The 20,632-nt window shown below is 42.7% G+C and carries 25 protein-coding genes; 13 read left to right on the top strand and 12 right to left on the bottom strand.

What is annotated here, in order from left to right:
* Positions 1–102: 102 nt before the first annotated feature.
* The 5 genes from L4D20_RS05500 to L4D20_RS05480 form a co-directional block, all read right to left on the bottom strand.
* Positions 103–1,017, bottom strand: coding sequence for a hypothetical protein (locus L4D20_RS05500; RefSeq protein ID WP_428800536.1), 915 nt, complete (start codon positions 1,015–1,017; stop codon positions 103–105).
* A gap of 210 nt (positions 1,018–1,227) precedes the next feature.
* Complete coding sequence (locus L4D20_RS05495) at positions 1,228–1,776, bottom strand: hypothetical protein (RefSeq protein ID WP_428800535.1); 549 nt, start codon at positions 1,774–1,776, stop codon at positions 1,228–1,230.
* Positions 1,769–2,122 (bottom strand): STAS-like domain-containing protein, encoded by a 354-nt coding sequence (locus L4D20_RS05490; RefSeq protein WP_428800534.1) that lies wholly within the window; start codon positions 2,120–2,122, stop codon positions 1,769–1,771. Before L4D20_RS05490 ends, L4D20_RS05495 begins: the two co-directional genes overlap by 8 nt.
* Positions 2,109–3,266 carry a hypothetical protein gene (locus tag L4D20_RS05485; RefSeq protein ID WP_428800533.1) on the bottom strand — a complete coding sequence of 386 codons (1,158 nt, stop codon included), beginning with the start codon at positions 3,264–3,266 and terminating at the stop codon, positions 2,109–2,111. The genes L4D20_RS05490 and L4D20_RS05485 overlap by 14 nt, the downstream gene beginning before the upstream one ends.
* A gap of 9 nt (positions 3,267–3,275) precedes the next feature.
* Positions 3,276–3,941, bottom strand: coding sequence for a phage repressor protein CI (locus L4D20_RS05480; RefSeq protein ID WP_428800532.1), 666 nt, complete (start codon positions 3,939–3,941; stop codon positions 3,276–3,278).
* Positions 3,942–4,087: 146 nt separating this feature from the next.
* On the opposite strand from L4D20_RS05480, the gene L4D20_RS05475 reads away from it, so the two are divergent.
* The 5 genes from L4D20_RS05475 (at position 4,088) to L4D20_RS05455 (ending at position 5,945) form a co-directional block, all read left to right on the top strand.
* Positions 4,088–4,300, top strand: a complete 213-nt coding sequence (locus L4D20_RS05475) for a hypothetical protein (protein WP_428800531.1) — start codon at positions 4,088–4,090, stop codon at positions 4,298–4,300.
* Between the two features lie 109 nt (positions 4,301–4,409).
* Positions 4,410–4,949: a phage regulatory CII family protein gene (locus L4D20_RS05470; protein WP_428800530.1), complete on the top strand. Its 540-nt coding sequence runs from the start codon at positions 4,410–4,412 to the stop codon at positions 4,947–4,949.
* A gap of 22 nt (positions 4,950–4,971) precedes the next feature.
* Positions 4,972–5,238: a hypothetical protein gene (locus L4D20_RS05465; protein ID WP_428800529.1), complete on the top strand. Its 267-nt coding sequence runs from the start codon at positions 4,972–4,974 to the stop codon at positions 5,236–5,238.
* Between the two features lie 96 nt (positions 5,239–5,334).
* Positions 5,335–5,724 carry a hypothetical protein gene (locus L4D20_RS05460; RefSeq protein WP_428800528.1) on the top strand — a complete coding sequence of 130 codons (390 nt, stop codon included), beginning with the start codon at positions 5,335–5,337 and terminating at the stop codon, positions 5,722–5,724.
* Complete coding sequence (locus L4D20_RS05455) at positions 5,721–5,945, top strand: hypothetical protein (RefSeq protein ID WP_428800527.1); 225 nt, start codon at positions 5,721–5,723, stop codon at positions 5,943–5,945. Before L4D20_RS05460 ends, L4D20_RS05455 begins: the two co-directional genes overlap by 4 nt.
* 213 nt (positions 5,946–6,158) lie before the next feature.
* Here L4D20_RS05455 and L4D20_RS05450 read toward each other — a convergent pair whose 3' ends face one another.
* On the bottom strand, positions 6,159–6,440 hold the full coding sequence (locus L4D20_RS05450; protein WP_428800526.1) for a hypothetical protein: 282 nt from the start codon (positions 6,438–6,440) through the stop codon (positions 6,159–6,161).
* A gap of 33 nt (positions 6,441–6,473) precedes the next feature.
* Between L4D20_RS05450 and L4D20_RS05445 the strand changes: the two genes are divergently transcribed.
* Positions 6,474–9,095 (top strand): replication endonuclease, encoded by a 2,622-nt coding sequence (locus L4D20_RS05445; protein ID WP_428800525.1) that lies wholly within the window; start codon positions 6,474–6,476, stop codon positions 9,093–9,095.
* A gap of 59 nt (positions 9,096–9,154) precedes the next feature.
* Here the strand turns inward: L4D20_RS05445 and L4D20_RS05440 are convergent, their stop codons facing one another.
* The 3 genes from L4D20_RS05440 to L4D20_RS05430 all read right to left on the bottom strand — a co-directional run bounded on the left by L4D20_RS05440 (position 9,155) and on the right by L4D20_RS05430 (position 10,466).
* Positions 9,155–9,667 carry a type II toxin-antitoxin system YafO family toxin gene (locus L4D20_RS05440; RefSeq protein ID WP_428800524.1) on the bottom strand — a complete coding sequence of 171 codons (513 nt, stop codon included), beginning with the start codon at positions 9,665–9,667 and terminating at the stop codon, positions 9,155–9,157.
* On the bottom strand, positions 9,645–9,800 hold the full coding sequence (locus tag L4D20_RS05435) for a hypothetical protein (RefSeq protein ID WP_428800523.1): 156 nt from the start codon (positions 9,798–9,800) through the stop codon (positions 9,645–9,647). Before L4D20_RS05435 ends, L4D20_RS05440 begins: the two co-directional genes overlap by 23 nt.
* Positions 9,801–10,214: 414 nt before the next feature.
* Positions 10,215–10,466 (bottom strand): Ogr/Delta-like zinc finger protein, encoded by a 252-nt coding sequence (locus tag L4D20_RS05430; protein ID WP_428800522.1) that lies wholly within the window; start codon positions 10,464–10,466, stop codon positions 10,215–10,217.
* A 219-nt stretch (positions 10,467–10,685) separates the two neighbouring features.
* On the opposite strand from L4D20_RS05430, the gene L4D20_RS05425 reads away from it, so the two are divergent.
* Entirely contained in the window at positions 10,686–10,907 is a 222-nt protein-coding gene (locus L4D20_RS05425; RefSeq protein WP_428800521.1) for a hypothetical protein, read from the top strand.
* A 118-nt stretch (positions 10,908–11,025) separates the two neighbouring features.
* Here the strand turns inward: L4D20_RS05425 and L4D20_RS05420 are convergent, their stop codons facing one another.
* The 3 genes from L4D20_RS05420 to L4D20_RS05410 all read right to left on the bottom strand — a co-directional run bounded on the left by L4D20_RS05420 (position 11,026) and on the right by L4D20_RS05410 (position 16,024).
* Positions 11,026–12,960 (bottom strand): acyltransferase family protein, encoded by a 1,935-nt coding sequence (locus tag L4D20_RS05420; RefSeq protein WP_428800520.1) that lies wholly within the window; start codon positions 12,958–12,960, stop codon positions 11,026–11,028.
* A gap of 171 nt (positions 12,961–13,131) precedes the next feature.
* Positions 13,132–14,190: a phage portal protein gene (locus L4D20_RS05415; protein ID WP_428800766.1), complete on the bottom strand. Its 1,059-nt coding sequence runs from the start codon at positions 14,188–14,190 to the stop codon at positions 13,132–13,134.
* A 37-nt stretch (positions 14,191–14,227) separates the two neighbouring features.
* Positions 14,228–16,024 carry a terminase large subunit domain-containing protein gene (locus L4D20_RS05410; RefSeq protein ID WP_428800519.1) on the bottom strand — a complete coding sequence of 599 codons (1,797 nt, stop codon included), beginning with the start codon at positions 16,022–16,024 and terminating at the stop codon, positions 14,228–14,230.
* Positions 16,025–16,216: 192 nt separating this feature from the next.
* On the opposite strand from L4D20_RS05410, the gene L4D20_RS05405 reads away from it, so the two are divergent.
* The 6 genes from L4D20_RS05405 (at position 16,217) to L4D20_RS05380 (ending at position 20,619) form a co-directional block, all read left to right on the top strand.
* Positions 16,217–17,095: a GPO family capsid scaffolding protein gene (locus L4D20_RS05405; RefSeq protein WP_428800518.1), complete on the top strand. Its 879-nt coding sequence runs from the start codon at positions 16,217–16,219 to the stop codon at positions 17,093–17,095.
* Positions 17,096–18,100: a phage major capsid protein, P2 family gene (locus L4D20_RS05400; RefSeq protein WP_428800517.1), complete on the top strand. Its 1,005-nt coding sequence runs from the start codon at positions 17,096–17,098 to the stop codon at positions 18,098–18,100.
* Between the two features lie 9 nt (positions 18,101–18,109).
* Complete coding sequence (gene gpM / locus L4D20_RS05395) at positions 18,110–18,847, top strand: phage terminase small subunit (RefSeq protein ID WP_428800516.1); 738 nt, start codon at positions 18,110–18,112, stop codon at positions 18,845–18,847.
* A 137-nt stretch (positions 18,848–18,984) separates the two neighbouring features.
* On the top strand, positions 18,985–19,446 hold the full coding sequence (locus L4D20_RS05390; RefSeq protein WP_428800515.1) for a head completion/stabilization protein: 462 nt from the start codon (positions 18,985–18,987) through the stop codon (positions 19,444–19,446).
* Positions 19,443–19,976, top strand: a complete 534-nt coding sequence (locus L4D20_RS05385) for a phage tail protein (RefSeq protein ID WP_428800514.1) — start codon at positions 19,443–19,445, stop codon at positions 19,974–19,976. The genes L4D20_RS05390 and L4D20_RS05385 overlap by 4 nt, the downstream gene beginning before the upstream one ends.
* Positions 19,963–20,619: a phage virion morphogenesis protein gene (locus tag L4D20_RS05380; RefSeq protein ID WP_428800513.1), complete on the top strand. Its 657-nt coding sequence runs from the start codon at positions 19,963–19,965 to the stop codon at positions 20,617–20,619. Before L4D20_RS05385 ends, L4D20_RS05380 begins: the two co-directional genes overlap by 14 nt.
* The last annotated feature ends 13 nt before the right edge of the window (positions 20,620–20,632 follow it).

Below are 20,632 nucleotides of genomic sequence, written 5' to 3'. Positions count from 1 at the left end.
TGAAAACTACGAGCAATGTTTGAAGTTGTGTTTTGGGAACAAAAAAGCACCGATGTTCAGTGCTTTTGTTAACTGTTTATATACTTAATACAAGTAATGTATTTATATTCCAGAGATTGCTTGGCCTACTGAAAAATTCCATCTTTTATTATGAATTATTCGCTTATGTGGCAAATCACTATTAATTATAGCGCTCTTAGTTAATTGTGATATTTTTTCCCATTCACTGTTAAATACGTAAGTAGCATTATCTAGCTCCATACTTTCTAAAACATAAACATCTTGGTCTTTAAATCCATATACAAAATAACCATTAAATCCTGCACGACCTGTAGCTAAAAAATCGGGATTCTTTCTCGAGATAGTTTTCATTCTATACTCTATAACTTTCCTATCTTTTTCTTCAAGATGTTCAGTTCTTTTTAAGATTATCGGCATAGCTTGAGCCCATGGGCTTTCGCCTGGAGGTAAAATATCCCACTGTAATCGTTTTAATTTTGGACCAATTACTTCGCCTTTATCTACATCATATATTTCAAACTCGGAAAAGCATTCAAGCATCATATTGGTAATATGGATACTTCGTGAGTCATCACCGTTGTCTAATTTTAATTCAGCTGTAGATAAAAATGACTCCCCATTCATTTCAATTATCTCGAAAGTTTCAGAAGGCGCTGGAATGTTTTCTCGCGGGTACTTCTTCATCGTTCTAGTTCTAATCCCAGAATGAATGCCACCGTGCCAGTCTCTTGATGAACCGTAAAACATAATTGATTCCGGTTCTAAAGGTAGGTCTTTTCTTATTTTAATTTCGCCATTAACGTTAAAATGTGTAAATTTCCCCAATACAGAAGGGATTAAATAGTCACCAACATTAGGGGTTTCATCGAAACCCAACTGGCATAAGAGATCTGTTGGAATATTTGATAGATTGATTGCAAGCCTAACCTTAACGGCAGAGCCTGCTATTTGGATAAGCTTGGTTAATGACCTAACCGACTTCCCAGAAAACTTCATACATTACTCCTCAGGTAGCAAATATAAAATTGGCATAGTGACTACTAGAGTATTTCAACTATGCATCACTATCCTGCTAGAGCGATAGGCGTAACTCAAGTAAAGTGAACGACTTATGAGAGCTTAGGTTAGAAAATATTGTGAGTAGCGAGAGTGCCAATATAGGCGTTAGAAATCATATCATCACAAGTGTTAGAGGGGAGGTTGTTACTAGCTATAATAAAAGCTCATGATTTCGATAAACATGTAGACTACGGAAAAGCCGATGAAGATGCCAAACATAGAGTGGCGGGCTGACCAAAAAATATAGAGCTTTGAAGACATTATCTTCTTAAAGTGGTTTTGTTCTAGTTCATCGATAATCTGATCACAGCTTTCCTGTAGCTCATGTTTTAAAGCTGCTTTGTTTTTCTTGCTAGTCAACTTATTGATATTACTGGTAGGTTTGTCTGTATATGATTCAATATCAAAGTCGTAAAGAGGGTTCAGCTTCGCCTCATCCAGTAGTTCCTTCGAGGCTAACTTGTTTAATTGCTTAAGCTTCCAAGATACTCTGGAAAATTTTGCGTTATAGCGCTCTTGCTGATAGTGCGGCGTGTCACTGATGTCTAGCCATTTGAATTCAGAAAGCTCAGTTAATAAGTTAACCAAATCATCTTTAATAGTGGTAATGGATGTTCGTTTAATATTGTGGTGGTGAATGAAAAGAGTGAGAATCCAACTGATGAATACCCACTCAAAAACAAATCCATTACCCATTGGCAGTACGCTTCTTCTCAGCAGCTAGAATACGCTCGTTGATAGTGTTAACAAAGTTCTGAACCGTATCATGTTTGACTGTTAGTTTATCGTCTAACTGTGCTTTCGTGAATTTTCCGCGAGAGATAAGCCCACCAAACGCTTCATCTAAAAACGATCGACCATAGCGGTTATATCCTGTTAAATCGACGATAACAGTGTCATTTTCATTTAGTGCTTTTACGAGTACATTTTCTCGAAAAACTTCTCCAGCTGTGAGTTCACAACCGGGAGCGTCATCCTTGTATCGCCCTTTTGGTCTAGGGTGAAAATCAGTAGTGACTAATATGGTTTTAACAGAGTTCATCTAATTTAATACTCCATTGTACTAATGTGCCTGAGAGTTCATTCTGTAATTCAAACCTCATATGCTCTTTCTCGCTACCTTTATTATATTGGTAGCACCCTTTATTGCTTAAAATGATGAGGTTACTGTGAGGGTCATCAGTTACAACATCTTTAATCGATACACTTCCTTGGCCATGATTATCGTCATCGAGGCGAGTCATATCGTGCATCATCGAGGCATGAATTAAACCAGAATCACCTATAGTATCACGTAAAGGTGTGATAAGAGTTTTCATATTTCTTACAAGCTTAGTTATCGTACCACTCTTTGACTGATCAACTTGTTCACCGTGCACCAGCTGATCAAATTCTTCAGGATAGTTAATCTTTACTCGATTTTGAAAAACTTTACTATCAGGAAAGGATAATGGGATTCCTCTTCCTGAATCATAAATTGCTAAATACATTAAGCGTTCGTCATCTTTGCCTGGTGCAGATAGAGAACAAATTAGCCACCATTTTTGATTTTCGTCTAGTGGTTCATCTGGATATGCGTGTCTGCCAACATTTTCTAAGGTTTCGATAATAGCCTGTGAGATACGTGATTCGATATTTGCTGGCATACAGCCTTTGTAATATTTATCACGGATAGCATCAACTAGATCATCTGATAAGTCTAAAAACTGTTCATTACTACCGCTAATAACCGGAATAAATGAATGTTCATTGTCAAACAAAGTTGCTGTGCGAAGCTTAGCCGGAGCAAATGAACCAGAGTCGATAATGGACCAGTTTACAAATTTAGATTCTTTAGACCAAATTGTAGATATCTTCCCATTATACTTATCCTGAATGGCATAAATAGTCAGTAACATAGGTAGTCTGACTTCTTTTGTCCGCTCAAAGGATAGATAGATATGAGGGTAGTGGCTAAACAGGAATTCTAAATCTCCTAAAAATTCAGTTAATCGGTCATCCATCCTGGTTTTAACAAAATCCAGCGTGATTGGTACATCTAATATTGGTTTTCCAAATAGAGTTTGAAATGATCTATGGCCAAAAGTAGCGTCACCTGAACCTTCAAAGACAATTGTTTTTCTTATGGATCTTTTGACTGCCTTTTTAGTATGTATTCTATCGAAGTCTTGCAGCATTTTTTTCATTGCGTATGACTAACCTTTCCTTGAAGTCACGGCCACGCGGCCAATAACCTTGATATCGTGCTCTGCTACTTCTAGCGTGCTGTCGCCAAATGCCACGGCCAGTTTTCTACCTGGTAACCGCTGAATTTGGTTTATAGAAAGCCTGCCATCTACATCAATCAAATAGTCGCCACTCACTGCGTCGGTGGTGCTCTTATCTAATAGGTAAACCGCTTCGTTGGTTTCTACTTCTATTGTGTGCTCAACCTTTAAGTTGAAGCTGTTCATACGGCGAAGTGCGTAGGGCACTTTACCTGTATCAATCAACTTGCCATTGGTTAAACAGAAACTGTTCAGAATCACCGTTTGGTGCTGCGGGTTCTCGTCCGTTAGGTCTGACAAAAACTCATTAACCGCAACATCAGCCGCTTGGGGCGTAGGTGTATTGGGGAGGTTTTGACGCTCTTCTTCACTCAAAGCCAGTTCAGCAATGGGGATGCCTAAACGCAGATGCAGGCGCACCATCAACTCGTGTGACGTTCTATCGTGGGTGTTCCAAGTACTGAACGTGGTCTTTGGGACGTCAAGTAACTTTCCGAGATCGAGAAAATCATCGCTTCCAGTTACAGCCTTTAATTTCTTAGTAAAATCAGACCCTTTAAGGTAGTCGTATGACTTTATGACCTTATTTTTCATATATAAAAACCACGCAAAGTTCACATAAATAGTTAATTGACTATTTACGAAAGTCAATTAACGATCTATTATCTGGTTATCAAGTAAACGAAGTGCGAACGATGCCGACCAAAGCCAGTACGCACAACATATGAAAGGATACCACTATGTTAATTCATTCCCAACCGTCAGAAGCGCCTTTTGTTACGTACGACAAGTACATGGAGCTAACAGGCATTAAGTACACAACCCTTCGTGATCAGGTCGATTCCGGCAAAGTCATCATCAAAAAGAAAGACAAACCTCGTGAAAAGCCAATGATCAACATGGTGGCAATGAATGAAATTGCAGCTCGTGAAGCGCTAGAAGTTCTAGGTTAATCATGCGCTTGTCTTCTTTTATTCCAACCAAAACGTACTGCCCACTTTGGCTACATTTGTTTGCCTTAGTCGTCATTATCGTTCCTCCATTGCTATAGGAGTATCAAACATGGGTGATCAAATCGCCATGTGCGAACTACGTGAACGCAAACAGCAATCTTTCAACGCTGTATGTTGCGATTTCGCAATCAACCACAACATGGAAGCGTTAGCAAAAGAGGTAGGAATAAAAAGCGGGACGATGCTGCGTAACAAGCTCAACCCAGAGCAGCCACACATTTTAAGTGCCTTAGACATGGCGCTGCTGTGCAAGGCTTCAAACGACTACACCATTTTAAATACCCTCGTTGGCGATGCAGGCGTAGTGATTGCGCAAATACCAACGGGCGATTGCAACATAACCACCATAGAGCGCGTTCTAGAAAACAACATTCTCGCAGGGAAGATGAGCGAAAAAGCCTTAGAGCTGAGTAAACAACCACGCGCCCCACGCAGCAAAAAGCGCAGAACCATCGCCTTGGCTCAATTGGCGATCGGCAACCTAGTGCTTTTAGTTTCAGAGCTCGAAAACCGCAACACCGCACTGCAGCCATTAATACAAATTGGCACCGACGTGTTGGGAAGCGGTATGTCACTACCCGGTTTATAAGCCTAATAAGAAGGAACGCACCATGTCAGTTGCCGCCATTATTCACGCACCATGCCCAGATTTACCGCACTTTAGTTTGAACGCACAGCAGAAAAGCGAAGGGCTAACACGCCTTGCAAATGTGAAAGCGAATTTGAAAGAGTCTCAGCTGAAACACTTACGAACTGAGCGCCAAACGCTTTCCAACAAAATCAAGATTACCCAAACACCACGTGAAGCCGTATTGCTTCAAAAACAGATAGACGACATCGACGCCAAGGCCATTCGTATTAGCGAGCGTTGGTCGTAACGCCATCCCTTAGCCAGCGATAGTTTGCCCCTGCTGTATTCCTAATCGAATAGGGGCTTTTTTTCGCTCACTCTTCCAACAGTAGGAGAACTAAATATGGAAGTTTTAACCACTACTACCAATAACCATCAAACGTTACCCGCGGCAGCCCTTACCCAAAAACAGCAGTTACTCAGCGGTGTTACCCCAAGCAGTGAAGTCTTAGCAATAGTGAATGAGATAAATGTACTGGCGATGGCGAATACGGATGTGATTTATATCTTCACTCATTTTTCTGGTCACGTTAATAACATCAGTTTTTCCGCTGATCATGTAGAAACAAACTATCAAGATCCTAATAGGCCAGATGGTTGCCTACCAAGAACGACAATAGGCCTAGAAGACGAAGATGCACTGGAACAACTTCTTGCTATTGAATCTCAACTTACTGAATTGATCATCGAAGCCCGTGAAGCAGCTGAAACTGATTTGGAGGCAAGCGCATGAGATTCATAGCAGCGTATCTAAACAGTGGCGGTGGCGTAGTAAAAAACGACAACGGCGAAGTGATGAACCTAGAACTTGGTGAGCACGAGACTCAGCAGCTCGCCATAGACAATGCTTGTGAGAAATTGAACTGCCAACACTCCATCAACGGAGTGATTTTAAAAGGCAACAACACTGGCGGTTTCATGGTGGTAGATGCACAGGAGTTTGCCCAGTTATGAGTGAAGCAATTAAAGGCAGTCGAACAGTTACGTATAACTTAATCGGTGAAATAGGAGAAGCCCAACATTTCAATAATGATGTGTTAAATTTGGCCCAAAAGTTCACAGTTAAAATAGGAAAACATAGGATTCCTAGCGAGATAGAACCCTATGTTTTAAAGGCTGCAGTCCGATCTATTGAAACTGGAGATGAAGAGAGGTTTTACAACGATCTTAAGCTTTTTCTTTTAGAGCGAAAACAGAATCAAATCCTTTCACTGGGCCACTCTCTTTGAGTAGGTCATATAAATCAAACTTGCCAAGGGCATTAGTTAGCTTAACTAGCTGTCCCAAGCCGCCAACAGAGATAGTTCTATATTCTGTTTTCTTGTTTGCGCCTACAATTGCTGCACGGTATTCAGGACCATCTATTTCATCTTCATTGTACTTCAGCCAATGGGCGATCTGGTCATCAATTGGTAGTTTGTTGTCAGGGTTTATTAGTTTTGTCTTCATAAGAACAGTAACCTCTAATAGTGAATTATATAAATGAGCAATTTGATTCATAACTACTATATACCCGTAAATAGAAAATGGGGATACACGCAGCCAATTGATTCTCATTTTGCGTGTATTCCTCATGGTTATATGCCTGCCAGCATCGAACCCGATAACGTTAACTTCCTTGAACGTGATCTGCTTGATGCAAACCCACGTGATCACGAATGGCGAAAGAAGTTCTTTGCCAACTTGCCTATCTATCTTGGTAAATACTTTGCTAAGCGATACATCACCATAGGTGAAAAGCAGGGTTACGCCAAAGCGAATATCTACCTTCGTGAAAAAATGCAGCCTGCCGTTGATCGCGTTCGCAGGGTTCTCGCCAAATACAAAACACTTCCCACGACTCAAAAGGTCGCTTTGCTCAGTGAAGCTTATGTTGACGAAAAGCACGGCACTGACCAAAACGACTTTGAATACGCTAACCCAAACAAGCAGCAATCGTTCAACTTCGAACAAGCCGAGAAAACCCGCAAGCCAGTCACGAACCGGTTACTCGCAGAGCTAGAGCAAGATGAACTCAAACTCATGGCATCTAAAATCGCTGATTTGGTGAATGAATACCGTTTGAAAGTGTGCGGAATGAAGTACCAAGCAGAGACAGACGATGAGATAGACGAGAGCATGCTACTCACTTATGAAGATATTGCCGTATTCATAACGTCCACCTTTGGCATAAAAGCTCCACGTAAATATAAGAAGCAAACGCCACTTTCTTCTGCGCAGGATGTATCCCGAATGATTGATGAAAAGTGGTGGCTTGGCCGTTTGGTTCGTTGCCGAAAAATCATGCGTGAACATTTAGCCATTGCCGTTGGGCAAGTCAGTTCAAAAGCGTCTGCTTATGCCAGTTGGGATTGCATCCGCGAACACAAAGAGCAGCAGAAACGAAACTGGGAAGCGATTCAAAATATGTTGCTGACCGATGAAGAGACGGGAGAAGAAGCGGAACTGCAAGACATGGTGTTGAAAAGCGTGTCGAACCCAGCCATTCGTCGCCATGAATTAATGGTTCGCTGTCGTGGCTGCGAAGACATCGGAAACGAGCTGGGCTTGCAAGGTTTGTTTCTCACTCTCACCACGCCAGCGGCTTATCACAACAGCTATAAAAAGGGCGGTTTCATTAATCACTGGAATGGTTCAAGCCCTAGAGAAGCGCAGGCTTACCTCAACGATGTATGGAAAAGGATTCGTTCTAAATTAGGCCGTGATGGTATTCGTTGGTTTGGTGTTCGTGTTGCCGAGCCACATCACGATGGCACACCGCACTGGCATCTACTGATTTGGGTAAAGCCTGAAGAGGTAAATGCAGTGCGTGAAATCTTTATCTCATACGCCACGAAAGAAGACAGAGCCGAACTGCACCCAGAGTTTGAGAAAGAGAAGCAGAAACCATTTCGTAAAGCCCCTTATGTGGGCCCGTTAGATTACCGCGCCCGTTGTGACTTTGGTTACATCGATAAAGAGAAAGGGACAGCAACAGGGTACATCGCAAAATACATTTCAAAGAACATTGATGGCTACGCCATGGACGGTGAAGTGTCGGATGAAACATGCAAGCCCGTAAGCGAGATGGCCAAGAACGTAAGTGCATGGAAGTCACGATGGGCCATTCGCCAGTTTCAGTTCTTTGGTGGCGCACCGGTTACGACTTACCGTGAACTACGCAGGTTCGCCAACCAGAACAAGAAAGCGTTTATGGAATACGTGTTCATGCAAACGCGTGCTGATCTCATCTGCCTTTATGACATAATTCATTGCCAACTGATTGGCCCCGTTAAACCCGCAAAGAACCTAACTAACCTAGAGCTGATGGAAGTGATCGGTAATAACTACCAAGCTCGTTTCAAATCAGACGATGGCAGCATCACCGACACTCTAAAAGCAGCTGATCACGGAGATTGGCAAGGCTACATAATGGGGCAGGGTGGCCCATTTGTAGCGCGTGAAGAACTGCTGATTAGAAACAGCTATGAAGTGCTGCCGTTTGCCTCTCCGCATGGTGAAGATGTTCGTAAGTTAGAAGGCTTTGACGCGTCTGGCGTACTAGTGAAGACAAGAACTAAAACATGGACGATTGGTAAGAAGAAGCCTCAAAAAGACGACACTGAAAAGCAGGTGACTTACGAGTTCGACAAGCAAGGCTCTTGCCCTTCAACATGGAAATTCAAGAAGAGAGTGACAACCTTTGTACCGCGTACCGAAGTCGAAGGGAGTGCTCTTGATCTACATGGCATCTCTGATGCCTCTCGGAGTTCTGTCAATAACTGTACGGAGCCTGAAAAATCCGTACCAGGTCGGGAGTTAAGCCCGCTCATTGAAAATGAGATAAGTCGGTTAATTGATGAGTACGAATTAGACGATAGCTTTAGAGAAGATCTCTTCAAAGGCCATTGGATTTCACTTTCAAAAGAGAAATCCATCAAGCTGCGGCAAGGTGAAACCGATAGAACGCCAGATAACCTTGTTTATCACACCAAACACAAACCCGATTTGAGTTGGTTGGGGGAGATTGTGCCCATTCCAGTAGTGGGGAGTCATTACCAGCCGTTAGCACAGGATAATTACCAACAGCCTGAGCTTTCGGTGTTTGGATATGTGGATGACTAGACGTTGGTGTGAATTGGAAAATGTATTGATAATGAAAATTTACCAATGTTGGCGGTCAATTAGTCAGTTTTTGATGCTGAATCTGCTAGAATTTCTTCTTCGTTCTCAGCTGCAATGTCTAAATAATCATCAACATCTTGAGCTGTATAACTTTCATGTGCATCATAAGTGTTAGGGCCAGCTGCATTGACGGAGATGAGAAATTCGATAATAACGAATATGTAAGTATTATTCGGTGTAATAAAGCCAGAATAAACAATACTTTCATTGCTTGTACAATTCCATTGCTTTTTATGCAGTGTCCAAGCTTTCCTCGTATCAACGTGAACTTTTGTCAGACGATATCTATGAATGTCGTTAATAAGTTGCTCTGGTCTTTCAAATTCAGTGTCTCGACCAAAAGAAGGGTGATCTGAAGGCATAGCCATCTGTTCACCAACAGATGGAGTAATGAAGTTATTGGAAGCTCGCTCTAAGCTTATTTGCTTATAAGTCTCAAATTCGTCTCTAAGTAGTGTTTGGTGCTGATTTAGTGGTGTTAAGTCTTTATCAACGACAACCTTGAGCTTCATTTGATTTTACATCCCTTTTCTTTCGAGGTGATTTCTCACGGCGTGCGCGAGATTGCTCTAATGTGTTGAAAGCCAGCATACGTTCAGCATCCGTGAAGACAATATGTCTTGGCGATTTACTTACGGTTTTCATTTGGCATTTCCTTGCAGCAAAGCTGCTTCTTTTTGTATATAGTTGTACGCTCTGCGTACCAGTTAAGTACAATTCTCGTTCATTATGACGCCCTCGTCAATTAATTACACACCTAAATATCCTCAAATATCGCCTTTCATCGGCTCTTCTCGTCAATTTACTATTATAGATCACATCAGCTAACCTATCTGTGCCCAGCAAAATCCATTGCCGGGATTGAGACCTATTTTTTCCAAGGTACATAAACACCAGCTACTATCATTCCAATTGGGACTGTTCAACTTGCCCACTATTCGACACGTTCGCCTATGACCTCTCTATTCAGCCTAAAGGCGATAAATAAAGTGCAGCGAGTAGGTGAACAAATTCTGCGCTCAGTGCCATTCAAAGAGTGCATTTTTTGAGTAAGAGAACTCAAACCATAGAAAGCTGCTGTTTCAGTTCGGCTCGCTGTTCTGGCGGCAACGCTTTGACCAACAACAACGCCATTTGCGAAGTTGTTTTGGCCGAGGGGCTTAAAGTATGGCTATAACTGATGTTCATAACAAAAGTATGGCCACATTCTGGGTCGGTGCATGAGCAGTAAGAATCGGAATGAGAAGGGGAGATACGGTTCGTCTTTTGAATACGGGCTTTTGCCCCACATTCATTGCAAATTATGCGCATAATTATAAACCTAGCTGTAAACGACTGACCCTTCCAGAATACAAAATAACTGTATATTTGTACAGTTATCGAACTGGCAATGTATCCAACATGGCACGCTTCATTAGCAATCTCACAAGTTAGTGAGTTACCTCTCAGCATTCATTACCCAGTAAAATACCTGTGGATCACTGTATGCACATACAGTAGTCTTGTGGGGTTATTTGGTTTGGGGGTGTTATGTTGTTGAAAAATGAGAATGAATTACAGCAAGCGTTAGGGATTATTATCGATGGAATGGCCCAAAGCGAAGCTACCGCTAGGCAAAAAGCCATTGGTTTGAAGCTAATGAATATGGTGATCGCGAACTACGAAGGTGAAATCAACACCTCACAGCGGCAGGCCATTCACTCCATCATCGAAATGGCCGCAGAAGCCGAACCCACGGTATTTATGACCTAACAAAAAGCCGTGTTTTGTCCCAAAGATCTTCAGTAAAATAGATTTATAGGATAAAGAAAAGGCTGTTATTACAGCCTTTTGTTAACCAATATTACTGTCATAATGCATACAAAAAAGTTTATGGCAAATGTGGTTGTATAAGACTAAATACCTTTTTAGCCCCGTGGATGGACGCATGAGAACTATCATACACATCAATGCGGTCACCTTTTCTTTTTGCATAACAATAATCCTTGTCACACAGGGCCTCTTCAGGGTAAATACGAATGACGTTCTCTCCTTTAATGCTATCTAAAACTTCATAACTTTCCATTGCAAATTCAATGAATTCCTGACGATTTATTTTGTTTTCTAAGTTTAAATACACATTTTCTTTTTGCCAAGGTGTCCATTCTTTTCTTACTTCCCTCATTGCCAAATCTTTACTGAAAATAGGGAAGTCTGGAGTTTGATAAACAAGAATTAACTTGTCTGCGCGTCTTTGTAGATCCTGTAAATCATCAATTATCATCTCTTTTGTCTGTGATTTATTCATGCCGGTCGATTTTGAAAGGTGTAACTGGCCAACCATATACTGTCCATATAAGATGGTTGTATTATCCAAGTTGAGACCATTCAATGTGTTAATAATATTGGACGATGTTGAGCTATAGCTCTTATAATCGTTACGGTCTTCAGGCCAGAATACATAAAAAGGGTATAATCCTCCTGATGATAAATCAATCCAAGCTACGTTTTTATTTTTATCGATATAAGTTTTTAAACTACCAAGCAAAGCACCTAAGTGGCTATCGCCTAATGTAACTATAGTGTTTTTCGCCCCTTGGTTAAAGTGGCAATATAATCCTGTAGAGATCAAAGAATGGCAACTACTTCCATTCTTATGTTTAGCTATGTGACCACCAAAAGAAACATCGTTATAATGAATTGGGCTTTCTTTCTTTAAGTAAGTAGCACTATAAATTAAGATGAAAGTTAATAAGATACTTGTTATAGTGGTTTTTCTATTTAGAGCTTTCCTAAATGGGGATTCTATTAATTTAAATGTTAGGTATGAAAGTGAGATCGTAATTGCCAATAGTAACAAGAATTGCTCATTACGCATCTGATCATATTTTAATGTTCGAAAAAATACATATATAGGTTGGTGCCAGAGGTACATTCCATAGGATATAGTTCCCAAGAATACTATTGGTTTTAAGCTAAATATGTCAGTAACAAGCTCACCCTCTTTTGAAAATACAATATAAGATCCAGTTGAAATTACGACCAATAAAGCATAGAAATTAGGGTGGGGAATATTTGAATCTATGAAAACCATTGCAAACATTAACATGCACATTGAAAGCATCATAATACTTTCTGCTATATTGGAGTTTTCAAGTTTTTCCTGAATGACCCCTCTGTTGCTATATGCTAGCAATGACCCTACAGACATTTCCCACCACCTGGTAGATAATGAATAAAAAGCGAAATCAACGTTACCAAAAATAAATATCATTGAGTATGAAAATATAAAGCTAATTAAAGATGTTGCTAATATAATACTGAATGTGTATTTTGGGAGTATCTTATTTGTTATGTAAAATATTATTGGGAATATTAAGTAGAACTGCCACTCAACAGATAAACTCCATGTGTGCAGTAAAACTTCCCGGTCATTATTGGAAAAATACCCATCTTGATTTGAAAAGTATTCATTAGACACAAAAAATAATGAACTTCTTAAACTAGCAGAGAATTCGTTCCAAGAAGTAGTGTCGTAAAGGAGATAAGCTCCCAACAAGGTTACAATCAATACAAAAAAGTAAACTGGTACGATTCTCTTTGCTCTTCTCCAGTAAAAGTCTCTAAAAGAGAATCTACCGTTATCCATTTGATTACGTATTATCCCTGTAATCAAATACCCCGAAATAACGAAGAAAACATCAACACCGAAAAATCCGCCCTTGAATATTTGGACCCCAAAAAGATCCAAGTTGGCATGATAGATAATTACAGCTATTACAGCTAGCGCTCGAAGACCGTCAAGCTCTTTACGATAGGACAACATATATTTCACATTTGCAATTGAGTTGGGGACATTGTACTTACAAGGAGATATATGACAATAATAGTAAGGGTATTAGGTGATTAATTATTCCTATAATGCTAAATAGTACGGGGTTTGTGATCCAAAACTTGTTTTAATTAATAATTATAGATCTATTTACCCAAATCTGAGTCAGTAATCCATAATAGGTTCGCTACCCCCCCCATACCCAACCACCGTATCAAACTCCAAATGCAGGTGTTTGGGTATTTCAGCGTCATTGTTCACGGCTCGCATGAAAACCTCACACACGGGCACAACTTCATATTTATCGTAAACCGTGCTGACCTTAATGGGGTCGGGCATGTTAGCACCCACTTGTGGCATCATGCCCCCCATGCCTGCAGGAAAACGATGCCCAGCAAACACGTCTTGTGTGGTGATGTTCTTCACCCGTTCAAAGTCATCTTTGGTGGCAATGTCCCCCACAGGAATGATCTGAACGCCTTTCTCTTTACCACCGGGAATATTAATGTACATCGAACGGAAATTACCGGGGCCTTTGGCGCCTTTCAGCGCCTGTTGCATGCGTTCATCGTCTTCATCACTCAAGTTCGGGTCTGTGGTGTAGAAGATGTAACCCATATGGGCGCCATTCTTGTAATAAGCGCGACGAAACAAGGTGGCATCTTGATTGAGCAAAGCACTTTGTAAACTGCCCAAATAATCAGGCAAACCATAAATTTGCTGTTGCGGGTCATACTGGCCTGCAAAAATCACATCATTCGCTTTAAACACCTTTTGCTCGTTATCACGAAGCAGCTGCACAAAGTCACCGTTCTTACGCTTTCGCATGTGCATCATTGGCAAGGGCGCTAAACCAATCACCGTACCGAGCCGGTTGCGAATTTTAAGAAAACCAAAATGACCAAAGCCGAAATAATCCCAACTGGCGCGGTTAACCTGATCAGGTGACATGCCGCCACCTTGAACAAACCGACCAGACACATAATTAGAACGCGCTTTTAACAGCGAACCATGGTGCCCATTCGCGTTGGAAATATCAGCAAGTCCCTTTAACGAAATAGGGGGTTCCCAGTAATCATCCATATCGTTATAAAACAGTTCACAATAATTCGTCAGCCAAGACGACGAATCAATCACCTGTGGGTTATCAAACGAAAAGCACGTCGATTTGCTTTCGCTGCTTTCCGTCTGTTTGTGCTCATCTGTTGTCGTTAATTCAGTCATCTTGCTGTCCATTGTTATTGCGCTTATTCGCACTCAATTAGTGAGAGCCAAAAACGTATTTTGATTTCGTCGGGTTTGCGTGATCTAAAGGTTCATTCAAAAGTGCATGAGACAACGCCCAAAACGCATCAGCATGACCCACCAATTCACTGCGGTCTGCTTTGAATGTCATGCTGTTGCCTGAATTTGTCGCTACTCGCTTAATGGCCATAAACGCCATGGCCATATCGTTGTGTTCGGCATCAAACTGCAAACGGCCATCGTCGATCACATCAATCATCTTCATAACCAGGCGGTTTTTATTTTCCAGAGAATAATGAATATCAACCGCTTCACGTGGGTGCTGCTTCTTCAATAAATCAAACACACCTTTACCAATGCCCGTGACATCAACGCCTAAGTAACTCACGTTGTAACGCTTGAACACTTCACCAATTTGCTTGGCTTGATACTGAAAGTTCAGCCCCTTCCAATAATGCTTTTCAAGCACACGGAATTTTTCACCGGGTAAAGCGGGCGGAGCAACCACAACCAAACACGCATTATCACGGGTTCGTGATGGGTCATAGCCCAGCCACACTTCACGGTTGCCAAAAGGACGTTTCGATTTCGGTTTGAAATCTTGCCAATGTGCCGATTCCACCATGCACTTGGTGACCTTGTTAAAGGCGAAGATAGAATTTGCGCCATCAACAAAGATGCACATAAACAAGTTTTTGAAATCTGCTTCGCTGTACTCATCGCGAAGATCTTCAATATTCGCTAAATCAAACCCAAGTTTGACCGCATCTTCCATCGTGACGACGTAACGCCATTGCTTATCAGGGCAAACTCTGCCGCCATCTCGAAATTCATCGAAGGTTGGAAACTCAATATTCTTACGAGTCTCTTTACCGTTCTTCCACTCGTCGCCCGTCCAAAACGTGTAAGCCGGGTGGGTTTTACTCGATGGGGTGGAAAAGTACGTTCTGCGCCATTTGCTGTGCGTGGCAATAGCAGAAGAGACTTTCTTAACTTCTGCAAAATTGCCTATCCAGAAATATTCATCAGTATAAAGGTGGCCAGAATACGATTGGGCCGTTTTGCCATTGGTAGAAAGGAAGCGAAGGTGAGCGCCATTTGAAAGAACGATTGGGTTACCTGTTAATTCAATGTCCCAAAACTCTTTGGCGATCTTAATAATGTAAGTGCGGAAAACCTCAGCTTGAGCGCGAGAAGCCGAAAGAAACAGCTGATCGTCACCAGTTAGGATCGCGTTCTCTAATGCTTCACCTGAAAAATAGTAAGTCGCACCAATTTGGCGAGACTTTAAAATATTACGAATACGCTGATGAAGGTTTTCGCGCATTACCTTTTGGAAGGCATAAAGCGAATTGTGCCAATCAGCAAAGCTCTCCTCCGTGAGCTCGTTGATGTTGTTCTTTATCTTCTTATTACTTTTGCGCTTATTGCCAGAACGGTTACGGCCTTTATTGCCTTCACGGCTATTGTTTTGACTGCTTGGCTCATCAAAATCGCGTTGGGCAGTTCGTTCAACCTTGGCTTTGGCTTCAGCATTGGCTTTAAGCAAACGAACATGGTGATCAACAAGCCTGTCGAGTTCCTTTAACTGCTGATCGGTTTTCTCATCCTTATCAATCAACACCGCCAATCGACGGTTAACCATCTGTTCAATCGAAAGCTCATCAAGCAACAGCGCCCACCCGTGCTTTTTCGCCCAAGTGTAAATAATGCGCTCGCTGTTTATCTCAAGCTGCTGTGCAATTTCTTTAGGAGGAACACCGCGAACATAAAGCTGTTTCGCGCCCTCTATAGTGAGTTCTGAATATGCCATAAACGCACTATACGCTCTGATAACACACTCATTCACAAGGAAAAGTTCTGACCAATTCGGTTTTGACTTATATCCGAATTGACCCGAACAAAACCCAGTGAAACGCACCATTTATAAGCGTATGTTTGCTTTACACGAACGATTTGAATAGCAATTTAGCTTTAATGCGAAAGGTAAAGGATAGGTATCCCAATGCCAAAAATCAGTGATTGGAAGATTATTGCTACCGAAGGGCCAACGATTGATGGGCGAAAGATTGAAGGTGAGTGGCTAGAGCAGGCAGCGGGAAACTATTCCGAAAAGGAACGAATCGCAATGATTTGGCCTGAACACCGACGTTTCGGTGGTTTCGGAGATAACTGGGGGCGAGTCGTTGAGCTAAAAGCTGAAGATATAGATGGCAAAAAGCGCTTGCTCGCTAAGCTACAGCCAAACCAATTTTTACTGGATGCAAATAAACTCGGTCAGAAGTTATTCACTTCTGTTGAACTCATTCTCGACTATCGGGGCGAGGGGCGATGTTACTTGAAGGGCCTAGCTGTGACTGACTCCCCAGCTTCTTCTGGTACTTCAATCCTCGAATTTTCAAGCCAAGAAGGCAACACCACAAAACTCGAATGCAGTCATTTAGAAGAATTAGACCTAGATGAATGCTTTACCCGTAAAGACCGTTTTTTCGCGGCCTTCAACGACTTTTTCTCTTCTGGCGATGAAGAGCCAGAAACTCCATCAATAGCAGAGGACACCGATGTGACCGAAGAGCAACTCAAGGCAGCCTTGCAAGCGCAGTTTAGCGTTTTCAAAGGCGAGCTAAAACAAGAGCTGACGGACGAACTTAAACAAGAGTTCTCTCAGCAAGAACGTGGTGAATCGACATCGCCAGAAGTGAAACCAGAAGGCGCAACGGTTGAACAGTTCTCTGCTGAACTAACCGAGCAGTTAACGTCTGTAACCGAAAAACTGGCAGAGCTTGAAACTAAATTCAATGCCCTCGCGAACGGTGAAGCACCAGACCAACGCCCAGACGCATCGGGCAATAGCGAAACATTCTCAAGCAAAGGGGTATTTTAAATGTTAAATGCAATTTCTACCAAATACCTTCAAGAGTTTTGCACGGCAACTGTAGAAGCAGCAGGTGCAACGGCTGGCGCTAAAGCCTTCAATATTACGCCACCAATGGAAACCAAGCTGCGCCAAGCAATCATGCATTCGCATGCGTTCCTTGGCATGGTCTCGTTGCTGCCTGTTCTGCAAATCAAAGGTCAAGTGGTCGATGTGGGTGACGATGCGCTTTCCACTGGTCGAGCGGCAACGGGGCGCTTCAGTACCGAAATGGGACAAAGTGGAAATACTTACGAACTCACCAAAACAGATTCGGGTGCGCACATCTTATGGGAAACCATGACCCAGTGGGCGAACTCAGGTGGCAAAGGCGAATGGCTAAAAATGATGCAAAATGCCATTTCTCGTCGGTTTGCTCTCGATATGCTGCGAGTTGGTTTTAACGGTACATCAATCGCCGCAACCACAAACCCCATTGCTAATCCATTAGGGCAAGACGTTAACAAGGGATGGTTAACCATTGTTAAAGAGAAAGCAGCAGCTCAAGTATTAGCATCTGCAGATCTCGATCCTTCGGGTGTGACAGCTAACTCATACAAGAACTTAGACTCGTTAGTTCAAGACTTGATTAACACCACCATCGCTCCTGAACACGTCAATGACTCTGACCTTGTTGTGCTTGTCGGCCATGATCTTGTGTCTGCTGAGCAGCATCGCTTGCTTGAATCTGCAGACAAACCAACCGAGCACAAAGCGGCTCAGTCTTTGGCTAAAACCATTGCAGGCCGTAAAGCGTATACGCCACCGTTTTTCAAAGGCACGCAATTGTGGGTAACTACCTTAAAGAACCTGCAAATTCTGACCCAGCAAGGTACTCAGCAACGTCGCCAAAAAAATGATGATGACGAACTTCGTTTTGTTCAAAACCACATTCGTATGGAAGGCTATGCGGTGGGGAACTTGAAGAAGTTCGCAGCCATTGAAACGGTCACCGTCATTGAGCCAACACCTTAGGAGTAAGTCATGGGAAGCCCACTGAAACGACAACGTGATGCCATCTTACTTCGAGTGGCTCGCAATGAACCCACGGCTGACCAATCAGATGCTGCAAGCCCTGTGCTTGCGGCTTCTGCCGACAGCTTACACATAGCACTAGTGGAGTTTGAACAAGACAAACTGGCACTCAAAGAGTTTGATTCTAGAGCTCAGAAAATAGAACACAAACGCTCGGTACTTATTCCCAAGTATCAGCCAATGGTTGAAGCCTATTTGGAAGCCGACGAAACGTATCAAAACCCAATGTTCAGTGATCTGATTGTTTGGTTGTTTGATGTAGAAGAACTTGGACTTGCCATTGATTGGTGTGTAACCGCCATCGAAAAAGGCATACCAACCCCAGACAACTTCAAACGCAAGTGGCCAGAAGTGTGTGCTGATGCCGTTTTGGAATGGGCAGAGCAAACCCAATCGTCAGGCAACAGCGTTGAACCGTATTTCTCTGATGTGCTTGAGAAGATTGAAAGCACATGGGTAGTGAATGAAAAGCTGCACGCCAAATGGCTAAAGTTCGCAGGCTACGCACTGATCACCAATGAAGAGGGTGATGTGAAAGCCAGTCATGTGGGTGAAGTAGAAACACTTCAAAAAGCACAAGCCCTGCTGATTAAAGCTGAAAACAAAAACCCGAAAGCGGGTGTTGGCACCAAATTAAAAGATATCAAAGCCCGTATTCGCGCTTTGGAAGAGGGGACAAACCTCTAAGAGTTTTACTGACTCCTACGCCGTCGGCCTCGGCTGGCGAGGGTGCAACCGCTTTTTAACTTTTCTAAGAGAAAGCAAGTTGTTAACCCATCGACCCAGTGGCTAGAGGCTTTTTATTCAAGCATAAGGAAACGGCAATGTTCACAGGTGGAACCAAAGACTATCAAGACACCGTCATTACCAATGATGGGTTTTGGCCTGATATGAACGCGGGTGATTTCGAACGCAGACGCGGCACACCGCCTGCCCAAGACCAAGAACGCATTGCCATTGCCCTAGCGAACGCCATTTCATCGTGCAACATCGATTTAGAAGACCTCAAACAAAAATACATCGACCTTGGGCATGATAAAGCCGCAGACATACCGGCTTATCCAATGATCGATTTGAAAAACCAAGTCGTCATTCAATACGAAGCCGCTGTATTCGCCAGAGCCAAAGCCGACTTACTGCCAGATTTCTCAACCGTCACCACACGCAAAGAGGGTGACAACCTAGCCGAACGTGCCCCAGAAACCAAAGAAGAACTGCTTTCTGAATGTACTCGTATTATTCGCAACATGTACGGCAAAGGCCGTTCAAGCGTGGCGCTTATATGAGCCAGCAAGATGAAATCACCCAATACGAAGAAGGCTACAAGTTGCGTGACCTAACTGAATTTTTGAAAGCGCGATTAGGTGAGCGGATTTCTAAGCGGCTGACGGCAGAAATGACCAACGTGCAGTTGATACTCACGCCCAAAAACATGGGCAACCAATGCATGCAGTTGATGATTCAGCGCTACACCGCAGAACTTTACATAGAACGCTTGCCCTTTCAGCAATACAGCCCTGCAATTTTGTTCGCCAATGTAGCCGCTTGGTTAATGGATAACGACCAAGACCGCGATGAGCAGCTAAGCGACCTGGGTGATCCTGAAACCGATGTGAATATCAGTGATAGCGACAGCGCAGAAGTGTTGATTGAAATCGTCTTTGAAGAACCCGTTAAAGTGATTGAAGACCCACAAGGGCCAATTCACTGGCGTGGCAAACAGTACCGAATTGAAGAATACGACATATGGACAGCAACCAAACTGCGTGACGTTGTGATCTTAAAAGACAAAGTGATTGGCCATGCTCCAAGTTAACGCTGACGAACGCAGCTTTCTAAGATCCAAAGAGCAAATTGATTTGCTGATGCTCGACAAGAAAACCCGTTTTCGCCTGCTGAAGAAATTAGGCGCTGCCATCAGCAAGCAGACCAAAAAGAACATTCGAGCGCAAAAGAACCCAGACGGAACAGCTTGGAAAAAACGAAAAAAAGGTCGTAAGAAAATACTTCTAGGGTTCACCAGAAAGGTCAAACATTTTCAACGAAACAGCAACCGTGATTTGTTCGTTGGTTGGCCAAGCGAAAGGGGCATTGTTGCTGCTCAGCATCACAGAGGCATTGCCGAAAAAAGTGGTTTGAGTAAGCGAAAGCGTCAAGCCAAACGAGACAAAGAGCCAAGTAAAGATGACAAAGCGACCCGTGACCAAGCCAAACAGCTGCGTGATCTTGGGTTTAGGTTAGAGCCAGAAGGGCGACAGAAACGAGGCAGAAAGCCAACGCTCAAATGGGTAACCGAACATATGACCCTTGGCGAAGCGGCAAAAAGGATTCAAGCGCTGGAAAACAAAAGCCCAGCACGTGATTGGCAAGTAGGAAGACCAGAACGACAGTTGATCGGCATTAGCCCCAAACGAGTGGCAATGATGATTAAGCGCGAACTGAAACGAAATAAGAAATAAGTAAACCCAAACA

Source organism: Vibrio kyushuensis (assembly GCF_050337325.1).
In the GTDB taxonomy this organism is placed as follows: Bacteria; Pseudomonadota; Gammaproteobacteria; order Enterobacterales; family Vibrionaceae; genus Vibrio; species Vibrio kyushuensis.
Note: the sequence above shows the minus strand (reverse complement) of the source record. Positions and strands in the feature narration are given on the sequence as shown.

Excerpts from the sequence above, each read along its gene's own strand:
- L4D20_RS05500 (WP_428800536.1), bottom strand. The coding sequence starts at position 1,017 with ATGAAGTTTTCTGGGAAGTCGGTTAGGTCATTAACCAAGCTTATCCAA.
- L4D20_RS05495 (WP_428800535.1), bottom strand. The coding sequence starts at position 1,776 with ATGGGTAATGGATTTGTTTTTGAGTGGGTATTCATCAGTTGGATTCTC.
- L4D20_RS05490 (WP_428800534.1), bottom strand. The coding sequence starts at position 2,122 with ATGAACTCTGTTAAAACCATATTAGTCACTACTGATTTTCACCCTAGA.
- L4D20_RS05485 (WP_428800533.1), bottom strand. The coding sequence starts at position 3,266 with ATGAAAAAAATGCTGCAAGACTTCGATAGAATACATACTAAAAAGGCA.
- L4D20_RS05480 (WP_428800532.1), bottom strand. The coding sequence starts at position 3,941 with ATGAAAAATAAGGTCATAAAGTCATACGACTACCTTAAAGGGTCTGAT.
- L4D20_RS05475 (WP_428800531.1), top strand. The coding sequence starts at position 4,088 with ATGTTAATTCATTCCCAACCGTCAGAAGCGCCTTTTGTTACGTACGAC.
- L4D20_RS05470 (WP_428800530.1), top strand. The coding sequence starts at position 4,410 with ATGGGTGATCAAATCGCCATGTGCGAACTACGTGAACGCAAACAGCAA.
- L4D20_RS05465 (WP_428800529.1), top strand. The coding sequence starts at position 4,972 with ATGTCAGTTGCCGCCATTATTCACGCACCATGCCCAGATTTACCGCAC.
- L4D20_RS05460 (WP_428800528.1), top strand. The coding sequence starts at position 5,335 with ATGGAAGTTTTAACCACTACTACCAATAACCATCAAACGTTACCCGCG.
- L4D20_RS05455 (WP_428800527.1), top strand. The coding sequence starts at position 5,721 with ATGAGATTCATAGCAGCGTATCTAAACAGTGGCGGTGGCGTAGTAAAA.
- L4D20_RS05450 (WP_428800526.1), bottom strand. The coding sequence starts at position 6,440 with ATGAAGACAAAACTAATAAACCCTGACAACAAACTACCAATTGATGAC.
- L4D20_RS05445 (WP_428800525.1), top strand. The coding sequence starts at position 6,474 with ATGAGCAATTTGATTCATAACTACTATATACCCGTAAATAGAAAATGG.
- L4D20_RS05440 (WP_428800524.1), bottom strand. The coding sequence starts at position 9,667 with ATGAAGCTCAAGGTTGTCGTTGATAAAGACTTAACACCACTAAATCAG.
- L4D20_RS05435 (WP_428800523.1), bottom strand. The coding sequence starts at position 9,800 with ATGAAAACCGTAAGTAAATCGCCAAGACATATTGTCTTCACGGATGCT.
- L4D20_RS05430 (WP_428800522.1), bottom strand. The coding sequence starts at position 10,466 with ATGCGCATAATTTGCAATGAATGTGGGGCAAAAGCCCGTATTCAAAAG.
- L4D20_RS05425 (WP_428800521.1), top strand. The coding sequence starts at position 10,686 with ATGTTGTTGAAAAATGAGAATGAATTACAGCAAGCGTTAGGGATTATT.
- L4D20_RS05420 (WP_428800520.1), bottom strand. The coding sequence starts at position 12,960 with ATGTTGTCCTATCGTAAAGAGCTTGACGGTCTTCGAGCGCTAGCTGTA.
- L4D20_RS05415 (WP_428800766.1), bottom strand. The coding sequence starts at position 14,190 with ATGACTGAATTAACGACAACAGATGAGCACAAACAGACGGAAAGCAGC.
- L4D20_RS05410 (WP_428800519.1), bottom strand. The coding sequence starts at position 16,024 with ATGGCATATTCAGAACTCACTATAGAGGGCGCGAAACAGCTTTATGTT.
- L4D20_RS05405 (WP_428800518.1), top strand. The coding sequence starts at position 16,217 with ATGCCAAAAATCAGTGATTGGAAGATTATTGCTACCGAAGGGCCAACG.
- L4D20_RS05400 (WP_428800517.1), top strand. The coding sequence starts at position 17,096 with ATGTTAAATGCAATTTCTACCAAATACCTTCAAGAGTTTTGCACGGCA.
- gpM (WP_428800516.1), top strand. The coding sequence starts at position 18,110 with ATGGGAAGCCCACTGAAACGACAACGTGATGCCATCTTACTTCGAGTG.
- L4D20_RS05390 (WP_428800515.1), top strand. The coding sequence starts at position 18,985 with ATGTTCACAGGTGGAACCAAAGACTATCAAGACACCGTCATTACCAAT.
- L4D20_RS05385 (WP_428800514.1), top strand. The coding sequence starts at position 19,443 with ATGAGCCAGCAAGATGAAATCACCCAATACGAAGAAGGCTACAAGTTG.
- L4D20_RS05380 (WP_428800513.1), top strand. The coding sequence starts at position 19,963 with ATGCTCCAAGTTAACGCTGACGAACGCAGCTTTCTAAGATCCAAAGAG.